This window comes from Sinorhizobium americanum, from assembly GCF_001651855.1.
In the GTDB taxonomy this organism is placed as follows: Bacteria; Pseudomonadota; Alphaproteobacteria; order Rhizobiales; family Rhizobiaceae; genus Sinorhizobium; species Sinorhizobium americanum.
Genome location: NZ_LNQC01000074.1, coordinates 74,932 through 97,619, shown reverse-complemented (window position 1 = coordinate 97,619; position 22,688 = coordinate 74,932). Strand labels below are relative to the sequence as shown.

The window sequence follows — 22,688 nt, the reverse complement described above, 5'->3', positions numbered from 1 at the left end:
GAATTTGTCAACGGGGATACTTGGTACAAACATGCCTCAGTGCTCGCTGTCGCACAGCGAATGGTCGGCAAGGGCCCGGATGACATAGCAGTCGCCGATCGTGTGATCGCCGTGGCAGGCGACGATCCGCTCCAGTTCCTGCTCGAGCTTCGTGAGGCGGGCGATCTTCTCCCGCACCGAAGCGAGATGTTCGCTGGCAATGCGGTCCGCCTCGCCGCAGGGCCGTTCCGAATGTTCGCTGAGCGCCAGCAATTCCCGGATCGCTTCGATCGAAAGCCCTAGATCGCGCGCGTGACGGATGAAGGCAAGCCGTTCGAACTGGCGTTTCTCGTAACGCCGCTGGTTGCCCTCCGAACGTTCCGGCGCCGCGATGAGACCCATTTGCTCGTAATAGCGGATCGTCGGAATTTTCACGCCGGTCCGCCGGGAAAGGTCTCCGATCGAGTACATAGGCGCGCTCCATAGCTATAGTCTCTGGAGCTATATAGATACCGCTCCCTCAGGGCACAAGGCCGCCACATTCCCTGCCTAGCGAGTAAGAGCGTCGCATTGACGGAAATTAATATTCAAGATCAGTAATTTAGCCTCAGCGGCTGCTCGCTCGCCAAACGGAGGAAAGACATTCCCCTGCTCATCAATCGCCGCAACATGCTGATCGGCACCGCAATGCTTTATCCGGCACTGGCACTTGCCGGTGCGGCGCGTGCCGCCACTGCGACCGGTGACGATGTGACGAAACTGCTCGCCGAGCTCGAAAAGCGGACCGGCGGGCGCCTCGGCGTGGCCGTGCTCGACACGGAAACCAACATCTCCTTCGGTCACCGTGAGACCGAGCGCTTCGCCATGTGCTCGACCTTCAAGGCGCTCGCCGCCGCGTGCGTGCTCGCGCGCGTCGATCGGGGCGAAGAAAAACTCGACCGGCGGATCACCTTCGGCAAGGATGTCCTGCTGCCTCATTCGCCGGTCGCCGAAAAGCATGTTGGCGGCGATGGCATGACGGTCGCCGAACTCTGCGACGCCGCGGTCACCATCAGCGATAATGCGGCCGCCAACCTGCTGCTCGAAAGCTTCGGCGGCCCGGCTGGGCTGACCTCCTGGCTGCGGTCGATCGGCGACCGGACGACGCGCCTCGACCGAACCGAACCGGATCTCAACGAAGCCAAATTCGGCGATCCGCGCGATACAACGACGCCGGTTGCGATGCTCGAGACGATCGGAAAGCTTGCCTTCGGATCGGTTCTGGCGGAGAGCTCGCGTCGACAACTCGTCGAATGGATGGTCGCCAACACGACCGGCGACGCGCGGCTTCGTGCCGGCCTGCCGAAGGAGTGGCAGATCGGTGACAAGACCGGCACGAGTTCGACCGGCGCAGTCTCCGATATCGGCTTTGCGGTGCCGAAGGGGCGCGGCCCGATCCTCATCACCGTCTATACCGGCGAAGCGAAGGTGGAGCCGGCAGAGCTAAATCCGGTGTTCGCCGAAGTCGGAAAAATTGTCGCCGGCATGGTCTGAGCGCTTCAGCAGGCGCGCCGCCGATGGCCATCAGGGCAGCGTATAGGCGATCACATAATCGCCCGGCTTGGTCCCGACCGAGCCGTGCCCGCCCGCGACCATCAGCAGATACTGCTTTTCGCCGACCATATAGGTCATCGGTGTCGCCTGGCCGCCGGCCGGCAGCCGCGCCTGCCAGAGCTGGTCGCCCGTCGTCACGTCATAGGCCCTCAGGAAGTTGTCGACCGTAGCGCCGAGAAAGGCGACGCCGCCCTTGGTGATGATCGGTCCGCCGATACCCGGCACGCCGAGCCTCAAGGGAAGCGGCAGCGGCGTCATGTCATAGACAGTGCCGTTCTTGTGCTTGTAGGCGATCTTGCCGGTCCTGAGATCGGCACCGGCGACATAGCCCCAGGGCGGCGCCTGGCAGGGAATCCGCAAGGGGCCGAGAAACGGACCCATGTAGACGCCGTAGGGCGCTCCCTCGTTGCGGTTCAGCCCTTGCTCGCTGCCCTTTTCGCCTTCGCCCTTTGGCGGGATTTCCTCGCGCGGGACAAGCCGCGAGGTGAAGGCGAGATAGGTTGGCATTCCGAACATCACCTGGCGCTCCGGATCGACCGCGACCGAGCCCCAGTTGAAGGTGCCGAAATTGCCCGGATAGACGAGCGTTCCCTCGAGCGAGGGAGGCGTGTAGCGGCCCTCATATTTCAACGAGAGGAACTCGATCCGGCAGGCGAGCTGGTCGAACATGGTAATTCCCCACATGTCGCGCTCCTGAAGCGGCGGCGGCATGAAGGTGAGGCCGGAGACCGGCTGGGTCGGAGCGGTGAAGTCCTCAGCGATGGCGCCGCCGGGGGCGGGCACTTCTTCGACCGGAATGATCGGTTCTCCGCTGCGGCGGTCGAGGACATAGACATCGCCCTGCTTGGTCGGGCCGACGAGCGCCGGCACGACGCTTCCGTCTTCCCTGGTGATGTCGATGAGGGCCGGTTGCGCCGGCACGTCCATGTCCCAGAGATCGTGATGCACCGTCTGCCTGAACCAGCGCAGCGCGCCCGTGTTGATGTCGAGCGCGACGATCGAGGAGGAATATTTCTCCACATGCTCGCTTCGCCCCATGCCGAGCTGATCGGGCACCTGGTTGCCGAGCGGGACATAGATCAGCCCGAGGGCCTCGTCGACGGAGGAGACCGACCAACTGTTCGGCGAATTGGTGGTGTAGAACTGGCCGGGCGGCAGCGGCGCCGTCTGATCGGGGTTGCCGCTGTCCCAGTTCCAGATGAGCGCCCCGGTCTTGATGTCGAAGGCGCGGATGACGCCGGATTGTTCCTGGGTTGAATAATTGTCGTTGACGGCGCCGCCGACGATGAGTTTGCCGGCGACGGCGACCGGTGGCGATGTGGAATAGTAATAGCCGGCGGGATTGTACCGCATGCCCTGTTCGAGGTGCAGAACGCCCTGGTCGGCAAAGCCGGTGCAGACCGTGCCGTTCGCGGCATCGAGCGCGATCAGGCGGGCGTCCGAGGTCGGCAGGTAGATGCGCTCGGCACAGGCGCTGCCGGCGGCCGCCGCCGGATCGGCCCAATAGGTGACGCCGCGGCAGGTCTGGTGCTGGCGGTCCGGGTTCAGCCCGGAGTTCGAATCATATTTCCATTTCTGCCGGCCGGTCGCAGCATCGAGCGCGATCGCCCAATTGTGCGGCGTGCAGAGATAGAGTGTGTCATTCACCTTCAGGGGCGTCACCTGATAGGTCGTTTCGCCGATATCCTCCGGCAGCTTGACGTCTCCTGTCTGGTACTGCCATGCGATCTTCAGCGTAGCGACGTTCTCCCGGTGAATTTGGGCGAGTGGCGAATAGCGCTGGCCGAATAGCGTGCGGCCGTAGTGATGCCACTCGCCGGCCGGCACATTGCCGCCGAGATTGGGGTTGGCCGCGACGACGTCAGCCGGCAGGTCGCCGCGAATATCATGGACGTCCTGCGTCATAGAATAGAGCGCGACGCCGATCGCGACGAGGCTGGCGAGCGCAAGTGGCCAGGCGGCTGCGCTGTAGCGTTCGCCCGACGGGCTGATGAAACCGAGCGGCCGGCGGATCCACGGGGCAAGCAGCCAAAAGCCCAGCAGGATGATCACGCCGCCGCGCGGTCCGAGCTGCCACCAGTCGAACCCGACCTCCCAAACGGCCCAGGCAAGCGAGCCGAGGACCATCAGCGTATAGACCCAGATCGCCGCCGCGCTCTTGCGGTAGAGCAGCAACGCGGTGAGCAGGAACGCCAGGCCGGTGATGAGGTAATAGGGACTGCCGCCAAGCAGGACGAGCCTCGTCCCCCCCGCACCGAGCACCAGACCGATCAGTGCGAAGAGAAGGGCGGTCAGGACAATGGGCATGAATTCGAACTCCCGAATTGAAGAACGATGCGGCGGCACCTTCGGCCCGGCCGGGCCGCACAGAACGACAGACGAAGAATGAGTGCGGATTCCGCGGCAATTCTCCCTCGCAAATTGTGCGCATCATCCACAACGTCGATTGCGAAGGTAACGCGACGCAGGTGCCTTTCAATGGCGCCGCCCTTCTGCGCAATCACCTTTTGGATGCGCAAGACATTGCGGCAGGACGTTGATTCACTGGGAATATTTCGAATTGGCGGACCATCGAGCCGCGGTGGCCGAGGCGGAGCTGCGGTTTGTCAGGTGCCGCAGAAGGTTTGCAGCACTTCTTCGCCAGGTTGCGGCGGCTCGGCAAAGGCGGCATGTCCCGGCTGGTCCTCGTAAGGTTTGGAGGTCACCTCGAGAAGCGCCTCGAAAAGCGAGAAATCTGCGTTCTCGGTCGCCGCTTCGATCGCCTGCTCGATGCGGTGGTTGCGCGGAATGAAGGCCGGATTGACGGCGCGCATCGCTGCCGCTCTTTCGACCGGCCGGCGGGCCTCACGTTCGAGACGGCGGCGCCAGTCCGCAAGCCACGGCGACAACGACTCCGGCGTCTGGAAGAGTTTGGCAAGCTCGGCATCGGCGCCCGCGTCTTCCGCCGACGCAGCCAGCCTTCTGAAGGTGAGGGTGAAATCCGCGCCTCCCTTATGCATCAGCGCCAACAAGGCCTGCACCAGTTCCAGGTCGCCGTCCTCCGCCGTCGAAAGCCCGAGCTTGCGGCGCATGCCGTCAAGCCAATGGTTCTGGAAGATAGCGCCATACTCGCCGAGGGCGTCATTGGCGAGGTTCACCGCCACGTCGGCCGTCGGATCGAAGAGCGTCACGAGTGTTTCGGCGAGCCGGGCGAGATTCCACTGGCCGATTGCCGGCTGGTTGGCATAGGCGTAGCGGCCGAACTGGTCGATCGAACTGAAGACCTTTTTCGGATCGTAGGCATCCATGAAGGCGCAGGGACCGAAGTCGATCGTTTCACCGGAAATCGTCATGTTGTCGGTGTTCATCACGCCGTGAATGAAGCCGATATGCAGCCAGCGCGCGATCAAAGCTGCCTGTCGCGCCGCCACGGCCTTGAGGAGACCGAGATAGGGGTTCTCGTCTGCCTTCAGTTCCGGATAGTGGCGGTCGATCGCGTAGTCGGCCAGCGCCTTGACCGACTCCATGTCGCCGCGTGCCGCGAAGAACTGGAACGTGCCGACGCGGATATGGCTGGCCGCTACCCGCGTAAAGACGGCGCCCGGCAGGATCTGCTCGCGATAGACCGGCTGGCCGGTCACCGTTGCGGCAAGCGCGCGGGTGGTCGGCACCCCAAGCGCATGCATCGCCTCGCTGACGATATATTCGCGCAGCACCGGCCCGAGCGCTGCCCGGCCGTCGCCGCGGCGAGAATAGGGTGTCTGGCCGGATCCCTTGAGCTGGATGTCGCGGCGCTTTCCATCGCGGTCGACGACTTCGCCGAGCAGGATGGCACGGCCGTCGCCGAGTTGCGGGACGAAGGTACCGAACTGGTGGCCGGCATAGGCCATGGCGAGCGGCTCCGCGCCCGCCGGGACCGTGTTGCCCGAGAAGATTGCCGCGCCATCGCGCTCGAGCGCTTCGATATCCAGGCGCAACTCTTCCGCGAGCGGCCGGTTGAACTTGATCAGCCAAGGCTCGGCCACGGGTGCCGGCTCGACCCGGGCGTGGAAATTCAACGGCAGTCGCGCATAGCTGTTGTCGAAGGGAAACGGGGCTGTCGCCGAGCCCGGTTGCGGCGGTATGGAATTCATCACACTTTAGCGGCGTTGCCCAGGAAATACCGGCCGCCCTTTCCCGACAAGTCTACACGAGCGATCCGTTTTTCGCGAGCGTCGGGATACTGGGAGCTCCTCCCGCCTTGCTGACAATGGGAGGAGCGCTTCCGGTGGTCAAGCACTCAGTGCCGTCGCCGGCAGGCAGGCCTCGCAGATCGCCGCGATATGGCGGTGGTCGGTGCCGCAGCAGCCGCCCAGCACGCGCAAATGCGGCATGCGGCCGGTGAGCGAGCGATAGCGCCGGGCGAGATCTCCGATGTCGCCTATGTCCAGGGTCTCGCTCTCGTCGAGTTCCGCATGGCTCTTCGTCGAGGCGTTGGCGCGAATGCCGCCAATCCGCCGCACCCACGCCTGGCGCTGATCGAGGCTGCTTTCGAAATGGCTCGGATGGGCGCAATTGACCATGTAGTAGTGCGGATAGCCTTCCGTCTCCGCATCGACCGTTTCGATCGCTTCCTGCAGCGAAACACCCGTCACCAGCCGGCCGTTCGTCTCGACGGTGAACGAGATGGCGCAGGGCATACCGTGTTTCCTGGCCGCTCTTGCGACGCCGGTCGCCTCGTCGACATTCGTCATGGTCACCGCCGACACCATGTCCGCTTCGCTGTCAGCGAAGGCCGCAACCTGAGCGCTGTGATATTCCTCAGCTTCCTTCGCATTCATCAGGCCGGCCTTGTAGCCGTCTCCGCGGGGGCCGATAACGCCGTTGAAAACGATCGGCACCTGGGGCCGCTCGTACTGCGCGCGCAGTTCGGTGAGCAGGTGGGCGGCGTCCGCGTTGACCTGTCTGAGCGCCTCGGCGTCGTAGCCAAGTTTCTCGCCCCAGTCGGCGTTGGCGCGCCAGGTAGCCGTGTCGAGCACGAAACCGGTGTCATGCAGCCGCGCAATCTCGAGATAGCGCGTGTAATAACGCAACAACTGCCGGCGGCCCTCCGGGGTCGACAGCAGGACGAAAGAAGCGAAAAGCGGCAGATCGGCTCCTTCATGAAAGATCAGCGCCGTCTCCATGCCGCCGTCGCTGAGGAAGGTGCCACCCCGTAAAAGCGGCAGGTCATGTCGATACTTGGCGATTTCGTATTGCATCGGTCCCTCCCTTTTGCGGCCGCTCCGGCGCGACCTCTGAGGAATTTCTGCCGTTTTATCATCTGCTAAACTAGCCGGCTTGCGGTACACTATGACCCACTAAGCCGCATAGCGATGTTACATCAGGAACTTGCCGTAAGATTCGAGGCGACAGGCGAATGGCTCGCCGTCCTTTCCAGAGAGAAAACTTTACCGGCGGTACAGGAGTGCACCATGCGAAAGGGCGAGGAGACGCGTGCCAAGATCCTGGATGCTGCCGAAGCCGCAGTGCTGGCAAAGGGTTTCGGTGGCACGTCGATCGACGAACTGATCGTCGAGACCGGCATAACCAAGAGCGGGTTCTTCTATCATTTTCGCGACAAGAACGAGCTCGCCAAGGCACTGCTCGAGCGCTACATCGAGAATGACGAGCGGATCTATGACGAGATTTTCGGCCGGGCGCGGGAACTGGCGGATGACCCGCTGCAGGCGTTCCTGATCGGACTGAAGCTGCTTGCAGAATTGCTCTCCGATCTGCCGAACGGTCATCCGGGCTGCCTGGTTGCCACCATGTGCACCCAGGAGCGTGCCTTCGACCGGGAGATCCAGGAGATGAACCGCCAGGCGGCGCTGATGTGGCGCCGGCGCTTCGCCGCCATGTTCCGGGACATCATGCAGGTCTATCGGCCGCGGGAGGCGCTGGATGCGGATCAGCTCGCCGACATGGTTTCGACCGTCCTCGAGGGCGGCATCGTGCTTTCAAAAGCATTGAAGGAGCCGCAAAGCCTGCCCGACCAGCTCCTTGTCTTCCGCAGTTTCGTGCGGCTGCTGTTCCAGCCCGCCGCGTGAAGCCGCGGGACGGGTCAGGCGCCGTCGTCCTCGAGAGCCGCGGCCAGTTCCGCCAGCTTGCGCACGGTGTTGAGATTGCGTGCCGTGCCGGGTTTGAGCGCCGGCAGCTTGAGCTTCGACCGTCCCGATCCATTCGGATAGTGGACATAGATCTCCCGCCCGTCGATCTTCACCTCTTCTCCGTCCGGGGCGACGAGCTTGTCGAGCGCGTCCGTTGGCGGCGGCTCCGGCAGGAATGCGACGAGCAGGAAATTCGGCTTGGCGTCCGGAAACGGCGCCTTTGCCGCGATCGTCTCCAGGTCACGCCGGCTGCGCAGCAGCACGCCCAGCGTCTTGCCCATCTTCGCCGCCAGCGCTTCCTCGAGTTTCTTCTGAACGTCGCCTTCGGCAAGCTCGGAGCGGAAGAGCACGTTACCGCTCTGGATGTAGGTCTTGACGTCGGCAAAGCCGAGGCCCTCGCAGATGGCCTTCAGCTCCGCCATGGGAAGCGAACCGGTGCCGCCCACATTGACGGCCCTCAGCAGCGCGACATAGACCGGCACCGGCGCCTCCTACATCTTGCCGGCGACCTTGATGGCGAAGGCATATTCGAAAGCGATTTCCTCCAGCCGCTGGAAACGGCCCGAGGCGCCGCCATGCCCGGCATCCATGTTGGTCTTCAACAGGATCGGTTCGCCGCCGGTGGTCTTCTCGCGCAGCCTGGCGACCCATTTCGCCGGCTCCCAATAGGTGACGCGCGGATCGGTGAGGCCGCCAAGCGCCAGGATCGCCGGATAGGGTTTGGCATCCACATTGTCGTAGGGCGAGTAGCCGGCAATGATGTTGTAGAACTCGGCGCTCTCGATCGGATTGCCCCATTCCGGCCATTCCGGCGGCGTCAGCGGCAGCGTGTCGTCGAGCATGGTGTTCAGGACGTCGACGAAGGGGACCGCGGCGATGATGCCCTTGAACTTCTCCGGTGCCATATTGGCGATCGCTCCCATCAGCATGCCGCCGGCCGAGCCGCCTTCGGCGATGATGTTCGCGTAGGATGTGAACTTCTGCTGATTCAGATGGTCAGCCGCGGCGATGAAGTCCTTGAAGGTATTGGACTTCTTCGCCATTTTGCCGTCTTCGTACCACTGAAAGCCCTTGTCCTTGCCGCCTCGGATATGGGCGATGGCATAGACGAAGCCGCGGTCGACGAGCGATAGGCAATTGGTATTGAAACCGGCCGGAATCGTGATGCCGTAGGCGCCGTACCCGTAGAGCAGGCACGGTGCCGAACCGTCTAGCGGCGTATCCTTGCGATAGAGGAGTGTTACCGGAACCGACGCACCGTCCGCAGCCGGCGCAAAGACGCGGCGCGTGACGTAATCGTCCGGATCGTGGCCGGAGGGCACTTCCTGGGTCTTCAGGAGCGTGCGCTCGCGCGTCGCCATGTCGTAGTCGAAGAGCTGCGAGGGCGTCGTCATCGACGAATAGGAGAAGCGGATGACGTCGGTGTCGTATTCGGCCGCCCCCGAGAGGCCCAATGAATAGGCTTCCTCGGCAAAGGCGATCGCATGTTCCTCACCGGTCCTCCGGTCGCGAATGACGATTTCCGGCAGCCCCTCGCGGCGCTGCAGCCAGACGAGGTGGCGGGCATAGGCCATGTGGCTGAGGATCAGCGTGCCCGGCCGGTGTGCCACCACCTCGCGCCAGTTTGCCTTCTGCGGCGCTTCCACCGGAGCTTCCATGATCTTGAAATCCTTGGCGCCGTCGGCATTGGTGAGGATGTAGAAGATCTCGCCGCCCTCGGTCATCGAATATTCGAGACCGGTGACGCGTTTCGCCACGATCTGCGGTTCGGCCGTCAGGTCTCTGGTCGAAAGCAGCCGGTATTCGCTGGTCTCATGATCATGGATGTCGATATAGATGAAGTCGTCGAGCAGCGACCCGCCGACCGACATGAAGAAGCCGGGGTCCGTTTCCTCGTAGACGAGCCGATCCTCGGACTGCGGCGTGCCGACGACGTGGTGGTAGATTCGCGACGGCCGGTGGTTCTCGTCGAGCACGGTGTAGAAGAAGCTCCGGCCGTCCGGCGCCCAGGCACCGCCGCCGCCGGTATTCTCGACCACGTCGGTGAGATCCTCGCCGCTCGAAAGATCGCGCACCTTCAGCGTGAAATATTCCGATCCCTTGTCATCGTAACCCCAGATGCCGCGGGCATGATCGCTCGAATGGTCGAGGCCGGCGATGCGGAAGTAAGCCTTGCCCTCGGCTTCCTTGTCGCCGTCGAGCAGCACCTGGCGGATCGCCTCGTCGCCCGTCGCGCCGTCGCGCGGGATGCGAAAATAGCGCGGATGCTCGCCGCCCTTCACATAGAATGTGCCATAGGCAAAGGCACCGTCCTTCATCGGTACGGAGGAATCGTCCTCCTTGATGCGGCCGCGCATTTCGGCAAACAGCGCCTTCTGCAGCTCCTTGGTGTCCGCCATCGCGGCGTTCATGTAGTCGTTTTCGGCATCGAGGTGGCGGCGGATTTCCGGATCGAGGATCGAGGGATCCTTGAACATCGCCTGCCAGTTGTCGGCCCTCAGCCAGGCGTATTCATCGGTCCGGCTGATGCCGTGGCGCATATCCGTGAGCGGCTTCTTACGAGCGACGGGCGCGGCGGGCAGGTTCTTGAAAACAGACAAGGGTCTCTCCGGGATCTCTTCGGTGGGAGATCATGAGATAGAGAGCGCCCGGGCGGCGATCAAGCGGAAAGCGCCACCGGGCGCCGGCGGACAGAGCGACGGATTGCCCGCTAAGCTCAGGCTGCCGAAGCCGCGAGGTTGAGGCCAATCCCCCAGGGATCAGTGAGACGATGGATGCCGCCTTCCTCGCGCACGGGAATCTGGAGTTCGTCGAGCTTGCGGATCGCCGTGGCGAGCCTGTCGCTGTGCCGGAAGCGGATCGTGTAGTCGGAGAGACCGGTCATCTTGGCCTCGCGTTTCGCCGCTCCTCGCGAATGCCAGATATTGGCGGCCACGTGATGGTGATATTTGCCAGTGGCGAAAAAGCTTGCTCCCGGATAGCGCGCCATCAGATCGAGGCCGAGGACGTCGCGGAAGAAGGCATCCGCCTGCGGAATGTCGGAGACCTGCAGATGGATGTGGCCGATCACGGTGCCGGCGGCAAGACCGCTCCAAGCCTCCTTCGGCGCCTCGTCATAGAGCGACTGCAGGTCGAGCGGCAAGGTGTTCATCGCCACCGTTCCGTCCGCCTCGTAGCGCCATTCGCTGCGCGGCCGATCGCGATAGACCTCGATGCCGTTGCCCTCCGGGTCAGCGAGATAGATCGCTTCGCTGACGAGGTGGTCCGAAGCGCCCTGCAGGCGAACGCCGTTGTCCGCCACATGGGCCAGCCAGCGTCCCAGTTCGTGGCGATCGGGCACGAGGAACGCAGTGTGGAAGAGACCGGGCGCGCTGCGCGGCGCCCTTGTCGCTTGCGCATCCGTTGTCAGCGTCAACAGCGGCTTTCCGTCGAATCCAAGCGTCTCTCCGCTGGCGCTCGCTTCGATTGAAGCAAGGCCGAGCACGTTTTGATACCAGGCCGACACCATTCGCAGATCCTGAACGACGAGATGCGCCCGGTGGATATAGGCGGGCATCGCGACCGCATGGTCGGCGGGAAGGTTGGTCACAGGCTGCGATTGCATCGTCTTTTCCTTGAGCTACGCCTTTCGGGAGGCGCTCCGGGCTGCCGCGGCGCCCGAACCGTAGCCCAATATGAGCACGTGAAGGCGTTCGGGAAAGCCATTATATTACTTGATGTTGTGTTCGACGAACGTTGACGGTCGCGGCCGTCGCGCTACCTCATCATAGATGGTGCGAGCGCGGGGGAGCGGTGGCCGATTGATTTCGATCATGGTCGGAGTCGCCGCCTCCGCCCAATTTGGATCTGCAGGGCGGGAAAAGGCGGAGAAAGGTCCGTCCGAGTCTCGGCCTCGGGCCCGAGGATCGCCCCGTTTTCCAGCCGGCGACCGGAACGCAACAGAAGGAGCGTATCTGTATGTACAGGAAGATTATCGTCCCGATCGCCATGGATCAGCTCGAACACGGTGAATCCGTTCTCGGTATCGCCGAAAAGCTGATCGATGAGGGTGGAGAGATCATTCTCCTCAACGTCGTCGAGGACCTCAACGCCTATGCGCAAGGCTACATGATCGTCGATTTTCCGCTCGAGATGATCGAGGAATCGCGCAGGCATGCGGTCAGGACGCTGGAGGCGCTGAAGACCAAGCATGGCATCAAGGGACGGATCGAGATCCGCACCGGCGGGGCGGCCGGCACCATCAATGCGCTCGCCAAGGAAGAGAACGCGGACCTGGTGATCATTGCGTCGCACCGTCCGGGCCTGATCGACTATTTCATCGGTTCGACCGCCAGCCGCGTGGTCAGCCACTGCCCCTGTGCCGTTCTCGTCGACCGCTAACCAACAAGAAGAATGCGGTGCGGCCTTGCCGTGCCGCGACCAAGGGAGCCCCATGATGGACAAATACGCGCTTGATGATTTCCGCGACAAGCTTCTGCGCCGCAAGGACGAACTCTATGGCCGTCTGGTGAAAATCGAGGAAGATCTTGACCAGCCGATGAATGCCGACGTTCCGGATCGCGTCACAGAACGGGAAAACGATGAAGTGCTGGAAGGGCTGGGGCTCGCAGGCCAGGGCGAGATCCGCGCCATTGATGCGGCTCTCGACAGGATCGCGGCCGGAACCTACGGAATCTGCGCGCGCTGCGGGGACCCGATTTCTCAGGAGAGATTGCACGCGGTCCCCCACGCACCGCTCTGCCAGACCTGCGCCGCCGAAGTTGCCTCGCGCACGCGATGAGGGCGGCGCATCGCGCCGAGCGGGCTCGATTTTCCAGCACGCCCGCGTCTTACCAGACGAACAGGGTCTTCCTAGCTTCGTCTCGGAACCTATAGCGCTGCGCGTCTTATCAGACGCGCCAAGGCCGCTGTAGCACTTTGAATTGCTGCATGTCTTTGTCCTTAAATCGAGGACGATTTAAGGACACGTGCCTTCCCGCGCGACGTCGTCGCGCGGGGTCGGCCAAATGTTTTTATGCGTTGCGGAATTTGATCCTTTCGCCCCAAACAGGTGCTTTGCCGGCCAAGAACTCTATGGCACGATAAATCGATCCGTCGGAAGGGGCCGCGGTGTTGGGGGCGAGTTTGTTCGACCAGATCACTGCGGTTCGGAGACACGGTGCCGATGTCGGAATCGATGCGGGATCTGGAGGGGCCGCGTGGATATCAGCGAGTTCAGATGGACCTATGACCGGTCGGAACTGATTGCCGACGGAATTGTTCACGGCATCGGCCTGTGCGCCGCGCTCGTCGGCGTCACTGCCCTTATATTCTATGCGACGGTCTGGAGCACCTCGGGACAGCTTGCCGCTGCCTGGGTCTATGGTGCGGGCCTGATTCTCACCCTGTCCGTATCGTTTCTCTACAATCTCTATCCCATCTGCCGGACGAAGTGGCTCCTGCGTCGCCTGGATCATTCGGCCATCTTCGTGCTGATCGCCGCAACCTATACGCCTTTTCTCCAGCGCGGTTGGGATGATCCGTTCCTCTTTTGGATGCTCATCGGCATTTGGGCCGTAGCCCTTCTCGGCATTTCGATCAAATGCCTCCTGCCGGGACGGTTCGACCGCTTGGCGATCCTTCTCTATCTCGCCATGGGCTGGGGCGGCGTTCTGGCCGCCAAGTCGCTCTTCGCAGCCCTCAATGCGACGACCCTGCTTCTCGTCCTCATTGGCGGCATCATCTATTCGATCGGTATCATCTTTCATGTCTGGGAGCGACTCCGCTTCCAAAACGCCATCTGGCACGGCTTCGTGGTCGCCGGATCGGCCGTGCACTATTCTGCCGTCCTCACTTGCATCAGCGGTTCAGCCGTCGCCTGACCGGCCGCATCGGCAGCGCACCCACCTCTCACTCCGGAGGCCGGCAATCGTCCGAGGGGCGCAGCGCCGCCGCCATCCGCGAGATGACGCCATCGAAGCTTGTCAGCTTCGATTTGCGATATTGCAGCCGGAAATAGGCGGCGCTGCCGTCGCAGAGCGCGATCGCCCGTGTGTAGAAGACCTCGCGGCCTCGAGCGCCTGAGAAGCTCGCCCAGGCGGGCGTGACGCGCGAATAGAGGATTCTCCAATCGTCGTCTTTCTCGTAGCCGATCCGGTCGGTGACGTCCGTCTCGAAATCGCCCGCCGGCGGGTGCGTGCCGAACACGATCAGCGTCGCGCCATTGTCATCGGCATGGAAGCTCGCGCCGTCGTTGTTGTCGGCCTGCTGGTGCATTTCGAAACCCGGCGGAATCTCCACCGTGTAGCCAAAACGCGGATTGGAATAGGGGTGCCAATCGTCCTGCGCGCCAGCGGGCAGGCCGGGTCCAAAGAGGAGAACGAACGCAAATATGACGCGGCGCATGCGCAGAGCATTCCTTCGGTTACTTACCTGCCGCCTTGCCTTCTGCACGTTTCCTTAAATCGTAGCCGATTTAGGACAAAAACATGCAGCATTTCAAAATCCTACAGCGACTTTTGCGCGTCTGATAAGACGTGCGGCGCTGCAGGAGAGTGGCGCTTTTCGCGGGACGCGTAAAGGGCACTTGCGACGACACCGAGACAGCCGCATTGATCTTCACCGACCGTTCCTGATTACCACGAATTCGATAGTCCTGGCACCACAGCTTATCTATTCCCGGCGGAACAGGACACGCGGCCTTGCGGCAAACAGTGAGCCCCAGCCGGATTCTGTCGGCCCGGCGCCGATGCGTTGCGCTTGGCTGCGGCTTTGTTGCCTTTGCACAGTATAACCGCCCGCTTGACTGAGACTTCAACCGATTTCTCTTGAGACGAACCGGCCCTTCTTCTATGTCCGATATCAGATTGACCAGATGATCAACGGGGAGCACGCCACGCGATGGATGTCACGGCACTGACATTTATGGCGCTCGCCCTTCCTTTCGCCGCGGCCCTTGTCGCACCCGGCCTGACCAGGCTCCTCGGGCACAACGCCGCCTGGGTGCTGGCCGTTGCTCCCGCGGCAATCTTTTTGCATTTCCTGCGCTTCCTTCCGGATGTCGCGAGCGGCGAATTCGTGACAGGCGGCTATGCGTGGATACCGTCTTTCAATGTCAGCTTTTCCTGGCTGATCGACGGCTTGTCGCTCACCTTCATGCTGCTGATTTCCGGTATCGGGGCGCTCATCGTTCTCTATTCGGGCGGCTATTTGAAAGGGCACCCGCAACAGGGCCGTTTCTTCGCCTTCATCCTCCTGTTCATGGGATCGATGCAGGGACTCGTCGTCTCCGACAGTTTCCTCATGCTGTTCGTCTTCTGGGAATTGACGTCAATAACCTCCTTCCTGCTGATCGGCTTCGACCACGCCCGCGAGGCCGCGCGGCGCGCCGCGCTGCAGGCGCTGGTCGTCACCGGCGGAGGCGGTCTTCTGCTGCTCGCCGGGCTGCTGATCCTTTGGAACGTCAGCGGCGTTACGCAGCTTTCGCTGCTGCTTTCCTTCGGCTCCGAGGTGAAGGAGAGCCCCTTTTATCTCGCTGCACTGCTGCTGGTCCTCGGCGGCGCCTTCACCAAATCGGCCCAGTTTCCATTTCACTTCTGGCTGCCGAATGCGATGGAGGCGCCGACACCGGTTTCCGCCTATCTGCATTCGGCGACGATGGTGAAGGCCGGCGTCTATTTGTTGATGCGTCTCAATCCGGTCCTTGGCGGAACACCGGAATGGCAGCTCCTTCTGCCGCTCTTCGGTGTGACGACGCTGGTGATCGGCGCGGCGCTCGCGGTGCGCCAGACCGATATGAAGCTGATGCTGGCCTATACCACGGTGGCCTCGCTCGGTCTTCTGGTGATGTCGATCGGGCTCGGCTCGCCGCATGCGATCGAGGCGGCCGCGCTCTATCTCGTGGCACACGCGCTTTTCAAGGGCGCCTTGTTCATGGTGGCCGGCATCCTCGATCACGAAACCGGATTGCGCGACTTCACGAAGCTCGGCGGCCTGCGTTCGGCGATGCCGCTCACCTTCGCCATTGCCCTTGCCGCTGCGCTCTCCATGGGTGGCCTGCCGCCCTTTTTCGGATTCCTCGCCAAGGAGGAGCTCTATTCCGCCTTCTCCGCGCCGAATTTCCGCTCCGCGCTCTTTGCGATACTGGCTGTCCTCGGCAACGCCCTGATGTTTGCCGTCGCCTTCGCTGTCGCCCTGAAGCCTTTCCTGGGACCGCGCGTGAAAACGCCGAAACATGCCCATGAGGCGCCGCTGCTACTATGGATAGGCCCGGCCGTTCTCGCCCTCAAGGGGCTCTCCATCGCGCTCCTGTCGGGTCTCGCCCATCGGTTCGTCTCATCGCCCACCGCCTCGGCAATCGCCGGCGAGCCAAGAACGGTCGACATATCGCTTGTGCCGCATCTTGGTCTGCCGCTCGTGCTTTCGGCTTTGACGGTGGCGCTCGGCGTCGCCTTCTATCTCAATCTCGCCCGCTTGCGCGCCGCGATGGCGGCGATCCTCGTCGACATCGGCTGGGGGCCCGATCGGGGCTTCGACCAGTTCATGCGTGGCCTCGTGCGCCTTGCCGTCGCGGTCACACGGCGCCTGCAGGGCGGCCGCCTCGACGTCTATATGACCGCCACCTTCTCGCTGGTCGCAGTCATTCTCTTGGCACTGCCGCTGCGATACGGCGAATTTCCGCGCGCCCCCTTCTTCTCCGCGGACGTTCCGGTGCACGAGCTTGCGATCATCGCGATCGCCGTCGGCGGGCTCTTCGCCGTCGTGGTCGCTTCCGACCGCCTCACCGCGATCGTATCGCTCGGCATTCAAGGCTTCGCGGTCGCCGTCATCTATCTGCTCTACGGCGCCCCGGACCTGTCTTTCACCCAATTCATGGTCGAAACGCTGTCCGTCGTCGTGTTGGCGCTGGTGATGACCCGGCTGCGGCTCTCGCCCGCCGACCATCGGCCACTCCCGGAGAAAGCGCGTGACGCGACGATCGCGCTTGCCTGCGGCCTCGGCTTCGCCTTGTTTCTGCTGCGGGCCACGGCCGTACCCTTCGACCGGTCGCTCACGGACTTCTTCAACCTCTATTCGAAGTCGGCTGCGCACGGGGCGAATGTCGTCAACGTCATTATCGTCGATTTCCGCGGCACCGACACGCTCGGCGAAATCGCCGTGGTGATGATTACCGGCCTTGCGATCCTGGCGCTCGTCCGGCTGAGGGCCGGTTCGCTGAAGCGCGCCGTCGTCGCGGAGGCCGATGAGACGGCGGTGGAGGAACGGGCATGAAGTCGGTGATCTTCCGCACGCTCGCCCCGGTCCTGACGAGCTTGATGATGCTCTTTTCCATCTTCGTGCTGCTGCGCGGCCACAACGAGCCGGGCGGCGGTTTCATCGGCGGTTTGATCGCCGTTTCGGCCCTGGCAATCTATGGCATGGCGCACGGTGTCGAGACGGTCAGGCGGGCCATCTTCTTCCACCCGATGGCAATCGCCGGCGCCGGGCTCCTTGCTGCCACCTCCGCCGGCCTGATCGCGATCTTCGCAGGCGTCCCGTTCATGACCGGGCTTTGGATCTATCCGGCCGTTTTCGGCCGCGAGGTCCCGCTTTCGACCGTGCTTCTCTTCGACACCGGCGTCTACCTGGTCGTCGTCGGCGCCATCAGTTCGATCGCGCTGTCGCTCGAAGAGCGGGGAGGGGAGTGATGGAGGCTTGGTTTGCCCTGCTCGTCGGCATCTTCTTCACTGTTGCCGTCTACCTGATGCTCTCGAAATTCATCATCCGCGTGCTCTTGGGTGTCGCAGTGCTCGGCAATGCGGTGAATCTGCTGATTTTCACCGGAGGCCGGCTGACGCGCGAGGTGCCGCCGATCATACCCGAAGGAGCCGAGTCGCTGGCTGCTCCGGCGGCCAACGCGCTTCCCCAGGCGTTGATCCTGACGGCGATCGTCATTTCCTTTTCCTTCTTCGCCTTCCTGCTCGTCCTCTCCTGGCGCGCCTATAGCGACCTTGCGACCGACAACACGGACGAAATGCGCGTTGCCGAACCGGCGGACGAGCCGCTCCCTCCGCTTGGATACTGACCCCGCATGGCCGCTACGATCTCCCCTCCCGTCGATCTTTCCGCTGCGCTCGTTGCCGCGCCGCCCACGCTTGCCGAATGGCTGGTGATCCTGCCGGTCGCCTGGTGCCTCGCGATCGGTGCGCTGCTCGTCATGCTGCGCCGCCCGATCGGCCTTCATCCGGCCATTGCCATTGCCGGTCTCGCCGGGCTCGTGCTGATCGATGGGCTGCTTCTCAAGGAGATCGCTGAGAACGGCCCGTTGACCATGGTGATGGGGCGCTGGCTGCCTCCCTTCGGCATCGCCTTCACCGCCGACCTGACGGGGGCCTTGTTCGCCTTTGCCGCGGCGCTTGTAGCGCTGGTCGCCGGTGTCTTCTCGCTTGCCGATATCAACGACAGCGGCCGTCGCTACGGCTTTTATCCGTTGCTGATGTTGCTGATGGCCGGCGTCTCGGGGGCCTTTCTGACCGGCGACATCTTCAATCTTTACGTCTGGTTCGAGGTGCTGCTGATCTCGTCCTTCGGCCTTCTCGTCCTGGGCTCCGAGCCTGAGCAGATCGACGGCACGGTGAAATACGGCTTCCTCAACCTCATCGCCACGACGCTGTTCCTGATAGCGACCGGCTATCTCTACGCCGTTTTCGGCACGCTCAACATGGCTGATATCGCCACGAAGGCCGAGGCATTGCGCGACCGCGCGCCGCTGATGACGCTCACCGGCCTGTTCATGCTCGCCTTTGCCATGAAAGCGGCCGCCTTCCCGGTGAATTTCTGGCTGCCGGCTTCCTACCATACCCCCCGCGTCGCCGTCTCCGCGCTCTTTGCAGGCCTGCTGACGAAGGTCGGGATCTATGCGCTGGTGCGGGTGATGGTCATGCATTTCCCCGTGGAAAGGGAGGAACTGAGCTTCATCCTCGCGGTCGCCGGGGCGCTGACGATGATCGTCGGCGTGCTCGGCGCCCTGGCGCAGACGGATTTCCGCCGCATTCTCGGCTACCTCATCGTCTCCGGCATCGGGTCGATGCTCGCCGGTATCGCCGTCGGCGGACCGGGCGGCATTGGGGGCGCCATCTTCTATGCACTGCATTCCATGCTCGTGATGACCGGCCTTTACTTCGCCTCGGGAATCGCCATGCGCCTCGGCGCGAGTTCCTCGATTGCGGCGCTCGCCGGCCTCTACCGCCGACATGTCGGATTTGCCGCTCTTACCCTGATGCTGTGTTTCGCCGTCTCCGGCCTGCCTCCCTTTTCCGGTTTTTGGCCGAAGGTCATGCTCGTAAAGGCAGCTCTCGATATCGGCGCCTGGTGGCTCGCCGCCGCGCTTCTCCTTGCCGGGTTCCTGACGACGATCGTCACCGGCCGCCTTTTCCTTCTGGCCTTCTGGCGCGAGGCTCCACCTGCGGACGGCGAAGCAGTGTCGCTGTCGCCCGCGGCATTCGGCCCGCTGGCCGTGCTCGCCGGGCTCACTTTGTTGATCGGCCTTTATCCCGAGCCGCTGCTGGCGATAATCCAGGACGCGGCGGCGGGGCTCGCAGAGCCGTCGGCCTATGTTAACTCGGTCTTCCCGGAAGGTGGGCCGCAATGAAATTCCTGCAGATCAACCTGATTTTCACCGTCATTTGGGGTGCCATCAGCGCCAGTTTCACGCCAGCGAACCTCGCGCTCGGCTTTGCTGTCGGCGCTGTGTCCCTGTGGCTGATCCGCCGCGAGCTGCAGCCCGTCACCTATCCGCTGAGACCCTTGCGGCTGACGCTGCTGGCGGCTCTGTTCGTCAAGGAGCTGGCCGTATCGGCGGTCAAGGTCGCCATTCTCGTCCTGCGCTCGCGGATGGGCCTGAAGCCCGGGATCTTCGCCTATCCGCTGACCGCCAAGAGCGATTTCGAGATTACTCTCCTTGCCAATCTCATCACGCTGACGCCCGGCACGCTTTCCGTCGACATATCCGAGGACCGCAAGACCCTTTACGTGCACGCGCTCGATTGTGCCGATCCGGGTGCGTTGCGCCAGGATATTGCACGCGGCTTCGAGCGGCGCATTCGGGAGGCTTTCGAACGATGATTTCCGGGACGATCCTGGCGGGGGCGACCAGCCTTGCGCTCCTGCTCCTGTCGCTCGCGCTGCTGATGACGATGCTGCGCATCATCCGCGGTCCGACCTTGCCGGATCGGGTGCTCGGCCTCGACATGCTGGTCGCGATCGCGATCGGGTTCATTGCGGTCCTAGCAATCAAGACCCGCTTCAATCTCTATATCGACATAGGGATCGCCCTCGGCCTGGTCGGCTTCCTCGCAACCGTCGCCTTCGCGCGCTTCATCCTGACACGTGGCCTCGCGCCGGAAGCGGAACAAGGCGCCGCCGTAGCCAAACCAGCCCTGAAGAGGGGCCGGGCTCCCGAGACGGCCCGTCGCAAACGCCGGGGAGGGCGCTGATGGGCACGTTTATCGTCGCCGGGATCACAATTTTGGTCGCCGTCCTCATCGTCGCCGGCGCAGGCTTTTCGCTGCTCGCGGCTCTTGGCCTCCTCCGCTTCCCGGATCTCTACACGCGCATGCACGCAGCTTCCAAAGCGGGTACCGTCGGTTCCGGCCTGCTGCTCGTCGCCGCCGGGTTGCACTCGCTCGATCCCGCCATTTTCGTTCGCGCGCTTGCTGGTTTCGTGTTCCTGGTGCTGACGGCGCCGATCTCGGCCCATTTGCTGGCGAAAGCCGCTCATCAGGCGGGTTACAGGATGACGAAACAATCGGTTATAGATCAGCTGCCACAAAAGGAAGAGCCACGGCGGCATTGATGGGCGGCATTTCTGACTCTGTATTTCGGGACAATTCCGCCACAGCGGACAATTTTAGTGACCTGAAATAGATATGCTGCTCTTTGCCAAAAATTATGTTTTGACATTTTGCGGATCAGTGTTAAGCCAGTATCCGCAAAGTGTCGTTGTGATCAATACTTTGAACTGGAATTCCAGCTTGAGTTGTGATTCTTATCCGTTGCTTTGAGGTGCCAAACGGTGCGGCACCTTGGTGACGGATTTCGCTGTCGCGAATCGAGCCTTGATGTTGCGGCGGGGCGATGCCCCCGTTGCGCGGTTATCGCTCAGTTCCAAGGCGGAAAGCGCTGTTCGGCGGCATTTTGGCATTTCCTCCCTCCTGAAACACCGTTTCAGGACTTGTTGCTGGATTCCGATAGGAGAAAAAAATGAGTGAAAATACGCTCGGTGCGAGCAACGAACTCCTGGTTGAACTGACGGCGGAAATCGTTGCCGCCTATGTGAGCAACCACGTCGTTCCGGTTGCCGAGCTGCCGACGCTGATAGCCGATGTTCATTCGGCGCTCAACAATACGACCGCTCCCGCGCCGGTCATCGTGCCGGTCGAGAAGCCGAAGCCGGCGGTCTCCGTGCGCAAGTCCGTGCAGGATGACCAGATCACCTGCCTCGAATGCGGCGGCACGTTCAAGTCGCTGAAGCGCCATTTGATGACCCACCACAATCTCTCTCCGGAAGAGTATCGCGAGAAGTGGGATCTGCCTGCGGATTATCCGATGGTGGCACCGGCTTACGCGGAAGCCCGCTCGCGTCTCGCCAAGGAGATGGGGCTGGGTCAGCGTCGCAAGCGCCGCGGCAAGTAAGCGGGTTCGCCCGGCAACAAGCCGGGCGAGTCTCAGGCTCGGCAGTCCGATGCCTGAACGGCAGCAGAATATCTGGTGTTAGGTGGAAGCCGGGCTGTCTCAGTCCGGCTTTTTGATGCCACGGCCCGTCCGACTGACCGGCGGTATGCCACTGCAAGGTGATCTTACGCGGGCAAGCGCGTTTCGGCTTCGCCCTTGATTCTCCGGATCATCGATCGCAGGCCGTTGGCACGCTGCGACGAGAGGTGCTCGATGAGGCCGATCTTTCCGAAGATATCGAGGGCATCGATTTTGGCGATCTCGGAGGCGCGCTTGCCCGAAAAGATTGCAAGCGCGATCGCCACCAGGCCGCGGACGATGTGCGCGTCCGACTCTCCCTCGAAGGTCAGGACTGGATCATCGGGATCGCCGGACGTATGGGTCACCAGCCACACCTGGCTGGCACAGCCCTGAACCTTGTTCTCACCGGTCCTCCAGGCTTCAGGCATCTCCGGCAGGCTTTTGCCCAGCTCGATGACGTAGCGGTAGCGATCTTCCCACTCCTCGAGAAAGGCGAAATCGTCGATGATCTGGTCAAGTGAAGCCATGGCTGATCCGCATGTGGCGCTCTGGCGACCGACTGCCGGTCGCCGCGCCTTACTCTCCGTCCCGTGCCAATTCAGCTCCGGGATACTTTCACCATTCATATAGGGGATATGGGCCGCAAAGAGAACAGCCCATGGCTTAAGTGGATTCCGTTCCGCTGAGGGCTTGAAACAAAAAACCGCCGCGAGGCAACGAGGGCCTTTGCGGCGGCACAGTTGGCAGTGGGCTTACTGGCAGAACTGGTCTAATTGGTCGCAGCCGCCTTGGGATCGAGACGCTTTTCCGGGACGGGCGTGCGCTTGAAAACCGGCATGGCTTCATTCGCTGGCTCTCCGGATGAGAGATTCTCAGCCGGCCCCACGGTGCCGGTCATGACTTTGGCGTCGGGCGCTCCGGTCTCGGTTTCGGCAAATTGGCTGTCGAGGAATTCGTAGGCAATGCGTGCACCCTCACGGGCACGATGGCCGAGGGCGACGAACGTCTCGGCGCCCTTCTCGCAGACATCCGGCTTCTGGATGCAGATCGCACTGATATACTCGAAGGCGTCATTGGCGGCGGAGAAAGTGTCGCCGATCTCCACCTTCGGTCCGTTCTCCAGTTTGGCGCTGCTTGACGGGTCAAGGAAGGGCAGCAGCACGAGCACGAGCGAGAACCAGAACGCCGCCTTTACGAGAAACCACATGGTCTGCCATCCCTCTGTCAGGCCGCCGCCCCGGTTTTCGCCGGATGTATCTTCGGCCCTCGACTGCCTATTTAGTTACGCTTTGCCCAGTG

24 protein-coding genes are annotated in these 22,688 nt (G+C 62.6%); 14 read left to right on the top strand and 10 right to left on the bottom strand.

Annotated features, from left to right (window positions below; genetic code table 11):
* Window positions 1-36: 36 nt before the first annotated feature.
* Window positions 37-450 carry a MerR family transcriptional regulator gene (locus tag ATC00_RS23020; protein WP_037379480.1) on the bottom strand — a complete coding sequence of 138 codons (414 nt, stop codon included), beginning with the start codon at window positions 448-450 and terminating at the stop codon, window positions 37-39.
* 171 nt (window positions 451-621) lie between these two features.
* On the opposite strand from ATC00_RS23020, the gene bla reads away from it, so the two are divergent.
* Complete coding sequence (gene bla / locus ATC00_RS23015; protein WP_153045275.1) at window positions 622-1,512, top strand: class A beta-lactamase; 891 nt, start codon at window positions 622-624, stop codon at window positions 1,510-1,512.
* Between the two features lie 30 nt (window positions 1,513-1,542).
* On the opposite strand, the gene ATC00_RS23010 is transcribed toward bla, so the two are convergent.
* The gene (locus tag ATC00_RS23010; protein ID WP_064254554.1) at window positions 1,543-3,879 is read right to left on the bottom strand and encodes a glucose/quinate/shikimate family membrane-bound PQQ-dependent dehydrogenase; all 2,337 of its coding nucleotides are present in this window, start codon (window positions 3,877-3,879) and stop codon (window positions 1,543-1,545) included.
* A 17-nt stretch (window positions 3,880-3,896) separates the two neighbouring features.
* Here ATC00_RS23010 and ATC00_RS23005 point away from each other — a divergent pair, with 17 nt between their 5' ends.
* Window positions 3,897-4,112 carry a hypothetical protein gene (locus ATC00_RS23005; RefSeq protein ID WP_064254553.1) on the top strand — a complete coding sequence of 72 codons (216 nt, stop codon included), beginning with the start codon at window positions 3,897-3,899 and terminating at the stop codon, window positions 4,110-4,112.
* 66 nt (window positions 4,113-4,178) lie between these two features.
* Here ATC00_RS23005 and ATC00_RS23000 read toward each other — a convergent pair whose 3' ends face one another.
* Complete coding sequence (locus ATC00_RS23000) at window positions 4,179-5,684, bottom strand: protein adenylyltransferase SelO (RefSeq protein WP_064254552.1); 1,506 nt, start codon at window positions 5,682-5,684, stop codon at window positions 4,179-4,181.
* A 138-nt stretch (window positions 5,685-5,822) separates the two neighbouring features.
* Window positions 5,823-6,779 carry a homocysteine S-methyltransferase family protein gene (locus ATC00_RS22995; protein ID WP_037379987.1) on the bottom strand — a complete coding sequence of 319 codons (957 nt, stop codon included), beginning with the start codon at window positions 6,777-6,779 and terminating at the stop codon, window positions 5,823-5,825.
* Between the two features lie 225 nt (window positions 6,780-7,004).
* On the opposite strand from ATC00_RS22995, the gene ATC00_RS22990 reads away from it, so the two are divergent.
* On the top strand, window positions 7,005-7,619 hold the full coding sequence (locus ATC00_RS22990) for a TetR/AcrR family transcriptional regulator (protein ID WP_037379488.1): 615 nt from the start codon (window positions 7,005-7,007) through the stop codon (window positions 7,617-7,619).
* A gap of 14 nt (window positions 7,620-7,633) precedes the next feature.
* On the opposite strand, the gene ATC00_RS22985 is transcribed toward ATC00_RS22990, so the two are convergent.
* The 3 genes from ATC00_RS22985 to ATC00_RS22975 all read right to left on the bottom strand — a co-directional run bounded on the left by ATC00_RS22985 (window position 7,634) and on the right by ATC00_RS22975 (window position 11,283).
* The gene (locus ATC00_RS22985) at window positions 7,634-8,161 is read right to left on the bottom strand and encodes a DUF1697 domain-containing protein (protein ID WP_037379491.1); all 528 of its coding nucleotides are present in this window, start codon (window positions 8,159-8,161) and stop codon (window positions 7,634-7,636) included.
* Window positions 8,162-8,170: 9 nt separating this feature from the next.
* Entirely contained in the window at window positions 8,171-10,279 is a 2,109-nt protein-coding gene (locus tag ATC00_RS22980; RefSeq protein WP_064254551.1) for a S9 family peptidase, read from the bottom strand.
* Window positions 10,280-10,395: 116 nt separating this feature from the next.
* A complete protein-coding gene (locus ATC00_RS22975; protein ID WP_064254550.1) occupies window positions 10,396-11,283 on the bottom strand; it encodes a VOC family protein in 888 nt (295 codons plus the stop codon).
* 353 nt (window positions 11,284-11,636) lie between these two features.
* Between ATC00_RS22975 and ATC00_RS22970 the strand changes: the two genes are divergently transcribed.
* From ATC00_RS22970 to trhA, 3 genes are all read left to right on the top strand, one after another.
* Window positions 11,637-12,059 carry a universal stress protein gene (locus ATC00_RS22970; protein ID WP_037379498.1) on the top strand — a complete coding sequence of 141 codons (423 nt, stop codon included), beginning with the start codon at window positions 11,637-11,639 and terminating at the stop codon, window positions 12,057-12,059.
* A 55-nt stretch (window positions 12,060-12,114) separates the two neighbouring features.
* Entirely contained in the window at window positions 12,115-12,459 is a 345-nt protein-coding gene (locus ATC00_RS22965; protein ID WP_037379501.1) for a TraR/DksA family transcriptional regulator, read from the top strand.
* Between the two features lie 418 nt (window positions 12,460-12,877).
* Complete coding sequence (gene trhA / locus ATC00_RS22960; RefSeq protein ID WP_064254549.1) at window positions 12,878-13,540, top strand: PAQR family membrane homeostasis protein TrhA; 663 nt, start codon at window positions 12,878-12,880, stop codon at window positions 13,538-13,540.
* A gap of 28 nt (window positions 13,541-13,568) precedes the next feature.
* Here the strand turns inward: trhA and ATC00_RS22955 are convergent, their stop codons facing one another.
* On the bottom strand, window positions 13,569-14,063 hold the full coding sequence (locus ATC00_RS22955; RefSeq protein ID WP_064254548.1) for a hypothetical protein: 495 nt from the start codon (window positions 14,061-14,063) through the stop codon (window positions 13,569-13,571).
* Window positions 14,064-14,558: 495 nt separating this feature from the next.
* Between ATC00_RS22955 and ATC00_RS22950 the strand changes: the two genes are divergently transcribed.
* The 8 genes from ATC00_RS22950 (at window position 14,559) to mucR (ending at window position 21,329) form a co-directional block, all read left to right on the top strand.
* Entirely contained in the window at window positions 14,559-16,928 is a 2,370-nt protein-coding gene (locus ATC00_RS22950; RefSeq protein WP_064254547.1) for a putative monovalent cation/H+ antiporter subunit A, read from the top strand.
* Window positions 16,925-17,344, top strand: a complete 420-nt coding sequence (locus tag ATC00_RS22945; RefSeq protein WP_037379509.1) for a Na(+)/H(+) antiporter subunit B — start codon at window positions 16,925-16,927, stop codon at window positions 17,342-17,344. The genes ATC00_RS22950 and ATC00_RS22945 overlap by 4 nt, the downstream gene beginning before the upstream one ends.
* A complete protein-coding gene (locus ATC00_RS22940; protein WP_037379511.1) occupies window positions 17,344-17,721 on the top strand; it encodes a Na+/H+ antiporter subunit C in 378 nt (125 codons plus the stop codon). Before ATC00_RS22945 ends, ATC00_RS22940 begins: the two co-directional genes overlap by 1 nt.
* A gap of 6 nt (window positions 17,722-17,727) precedes the next feature.
* The gene (locus ATC00_RS22935) at window positions 17,728-19,287 is read left to right on the top strand and encodes a Na+/H+ antiporter subunit D (protein ID WP_064254546.1); all 1,560 of its coding nucleotides are present in this window, start codon (window positions 17,728-17,730) and stop codon (window positions 19,285-19,287) included.
* Window positions 19,284-19,760 carry a Na+/H+ antiporter subunit E gene (locus ATC00_RS22930; RefSeq protein ID WP_064254545.1) on the top strand — a complete coding sequence of 159 codons (477 nt, stop codon included), beginning with the start codon at window positions 19,284-19,286 and terminating at the stop codon, window positions 19,758-19,760. Before ATC00_RS22935 ends, ATC00_RS22930 begins: the two co-directional genes overlap by 4 nt.
* Window positions 19,757-20,131 (top strand): cation:proton antiporter, encoded by a 375-nt coding sequence (locus ATC00_RS22925; RefSeq protein WP_037379516.1) that lies wholly within the window; start codon window positions 19,757-19,759, stop codon window positions 20,129-20,131. Before ATC00_RS22930 ends, ATC00_RS22925 begins: the two co-directional genes overlap by 4 nt.
* Entirely contained in the window at window positions 20,131-20,490 is a 360-nt protein-coding gene (mnhG, locus tag ATC00_RS22920; RefSeq protein ID WP_037379518.1) for a monovalent cation/H(+) antiporter subunit G, read from the top strand. The genes ATC00_RS22925 and mnhG overlap by 1 nt, the downstream gene beginning before the upstream one ends.
* Before the next feature lie 407 nt (window positions 20,491-20,897).
* Window positions 20,898-21,329: an exopolysaccharide biosynthesis transcriptional regulator MucR gene (gene mucR / locus ATC00_RS22915; RefSeq protein WP_037379521.1), complete on the top strand. Its 432-nt coding sequence runs from the start codon at window positions 20,898-20,900 to the stop codon at window positions 21,327-21,329.
* Window positions 21,330-21,493: 164 nt separating this feature from the next.
* On the opposite strand, the gene ATC00_RS22910 is transcribed toward mucR, so the two are convergent.
* A complete protein-coding gene (locus ATC00_RS22910) occupies window positions 21,494-21,916 on the bottom strand; it encodes a SufE family protein (RefSeq protein WP_064254544.1) in 423 nt (140 codons plus the stop codon).
* 242 nt (window positions 21,917-22,158) lie between these two features.
* A complete protein-coding gene (locus tag ATC00_RS22905) occupies window positions 22,159-22,596 on the bottom strand; it encodes a DUF5330 domain-containing protein (RefSeq protein ID WP_064254543.1) in 438 nt (145 codons plus the stop codon).
* Window positions 22,597-22,688 lie beyond the last annotated feature (92 nt).

What these genes read in the sequence shown, in the direction of transcription:
- ATC00_RS23020 (WP_037379480.1), bottom strand. Translation starts at nt 450, where the DNA reads ATGTACTCGATCGGAGACCTTTCCCGGCGGACCGGCGTGAAAATTCCG.
- ATC00_RS23010 (WP_064254554.1), bottom strand. Translation starts at nt 3,879, where the DNA reads ATGCCCATTGTCCTGACCGCCCTTCTCTTCGCACTGATCGGTCTGGTG.
- ATC00_RS23000 (WP_064254552.1), bottom strand. Translation starts at nt 5,684, where the DNA reads ATGAATTCCATACCGCCGCAACCGGGCTCGGCGACAGCCCCGTTTCCC.
- ATC00_RS22990 (WP_037379488.1), top strand. Translation starts at nt 7,005, where the DNA reads ATGCGAAAGGGCGAGGAGACGCGTGCCAAGATCCTGGATGCTGCCGAA.
- ATC00_RS22975 (WP_064254550.1), bottom strand. Translation starts at nt 11,283, where the DNA reads ATGCAATCGCAGCCTGTGACCAACCTTCCCGCCGACCATGCGGTCGCG.
- ATC00_RS22970 (WP_037379498.1), top strand. Translation starts at nt 11,637, where the DNA reads ATGTACAGGAAGATTATCGTCCCGATCGCCATGGATCAGCTCGAACAC.
- ATC00_RS22965 (WP_037379501.1), top strand. Translation starts at nt 12,115, where the DNA reads ATGGACAAATACGCGCTTGATGATTTCCGCGACAAGCTTCTGCGCCGC.
- ATC00_RS22955 (WP_064254548.1), bottom strand. Translation starts at nt 14,063, where the DNA reads ATGCGCCGCGTCATATTTGCGTTCGTTCTCCTCTTTGGACCCGGCCTG.
- ATC00_RS22950 (WP_064254547.1), top strand. Translation starts at nt 14,559, where the DNA reads ATGGATGTCACGGCACTGACATTTATGGCGCTCGCCCTTCCTTTCGCC.
- ATC00_RS22945 (WP_037379509.1), top strand. Translation starts at nt 16,925, where the DNA reads ATGAAGTCGGTGATCTTCCGCACGCTCGCCCCGGTCCTGACGAGCTTG.
- ATC00_RS22940 (WP_037379511.1), top strand. Translation starts at nt 17,344, where the DNA reads ATGGAGGCTTGGTTTGCCCTGCTCGTCGGCATCTTCTTCACTGTTGCC.
- ATC00_RS22935 (WP_064254546.1), top strand. Translation starts at nt 17,728, where the DNA reads ATGGCCGCTACGATCTCCCCTCCCGTCGATCTTTCCGCTGCGCTCGTT.
- ATC00_RS22930 (WP_064254545.1), top strand. Translation starts at nt 19,284, where the DNA reads ATGAAATTCCTGCAGATCAACCTGATTTTCACCGTCATTTGGGGTGCC.
- ATC00_RS22925 (WP_037379516.1), top strand. Translation starts at nt 19,757, where the DNA reads ATGATTTCCGGGACGATCCTGGCGGGGGCGACCAGCCTTGCGCTCCTG.
- mnhG (WP_037379518.1), top strand. Translation starts at nt 20,131, where the DNA reads ATGGGCACGTTTATCGTCGCCGGGATCACAATTTTGGTCGCCGTCCTC.
- mucR (WP_037379521.1), top strand. Translation starts at nt 20,898, where the DNA reads ATGAGTGAAAATACGCTCGGTGCGAGCAACGAACTCCTGGTTGAACTG.
- ATC00_RS22910 (WP_064254544.1), bottom strand. Translation starts at nt 21,916, where the DNA reads ATGGCTTCACTTGACCAGATCATCGACGATTTCGCCTTTCTCGAGGAG.
- ATC00_RS22905 (WP_064254543.1), bottom strand. Translation starts at nt 22,596, where the DNA reads ATGTGGTTTCTCGTAAAGGCGGCGTTCTGGTTCTCGCTCGTGCTCGTG.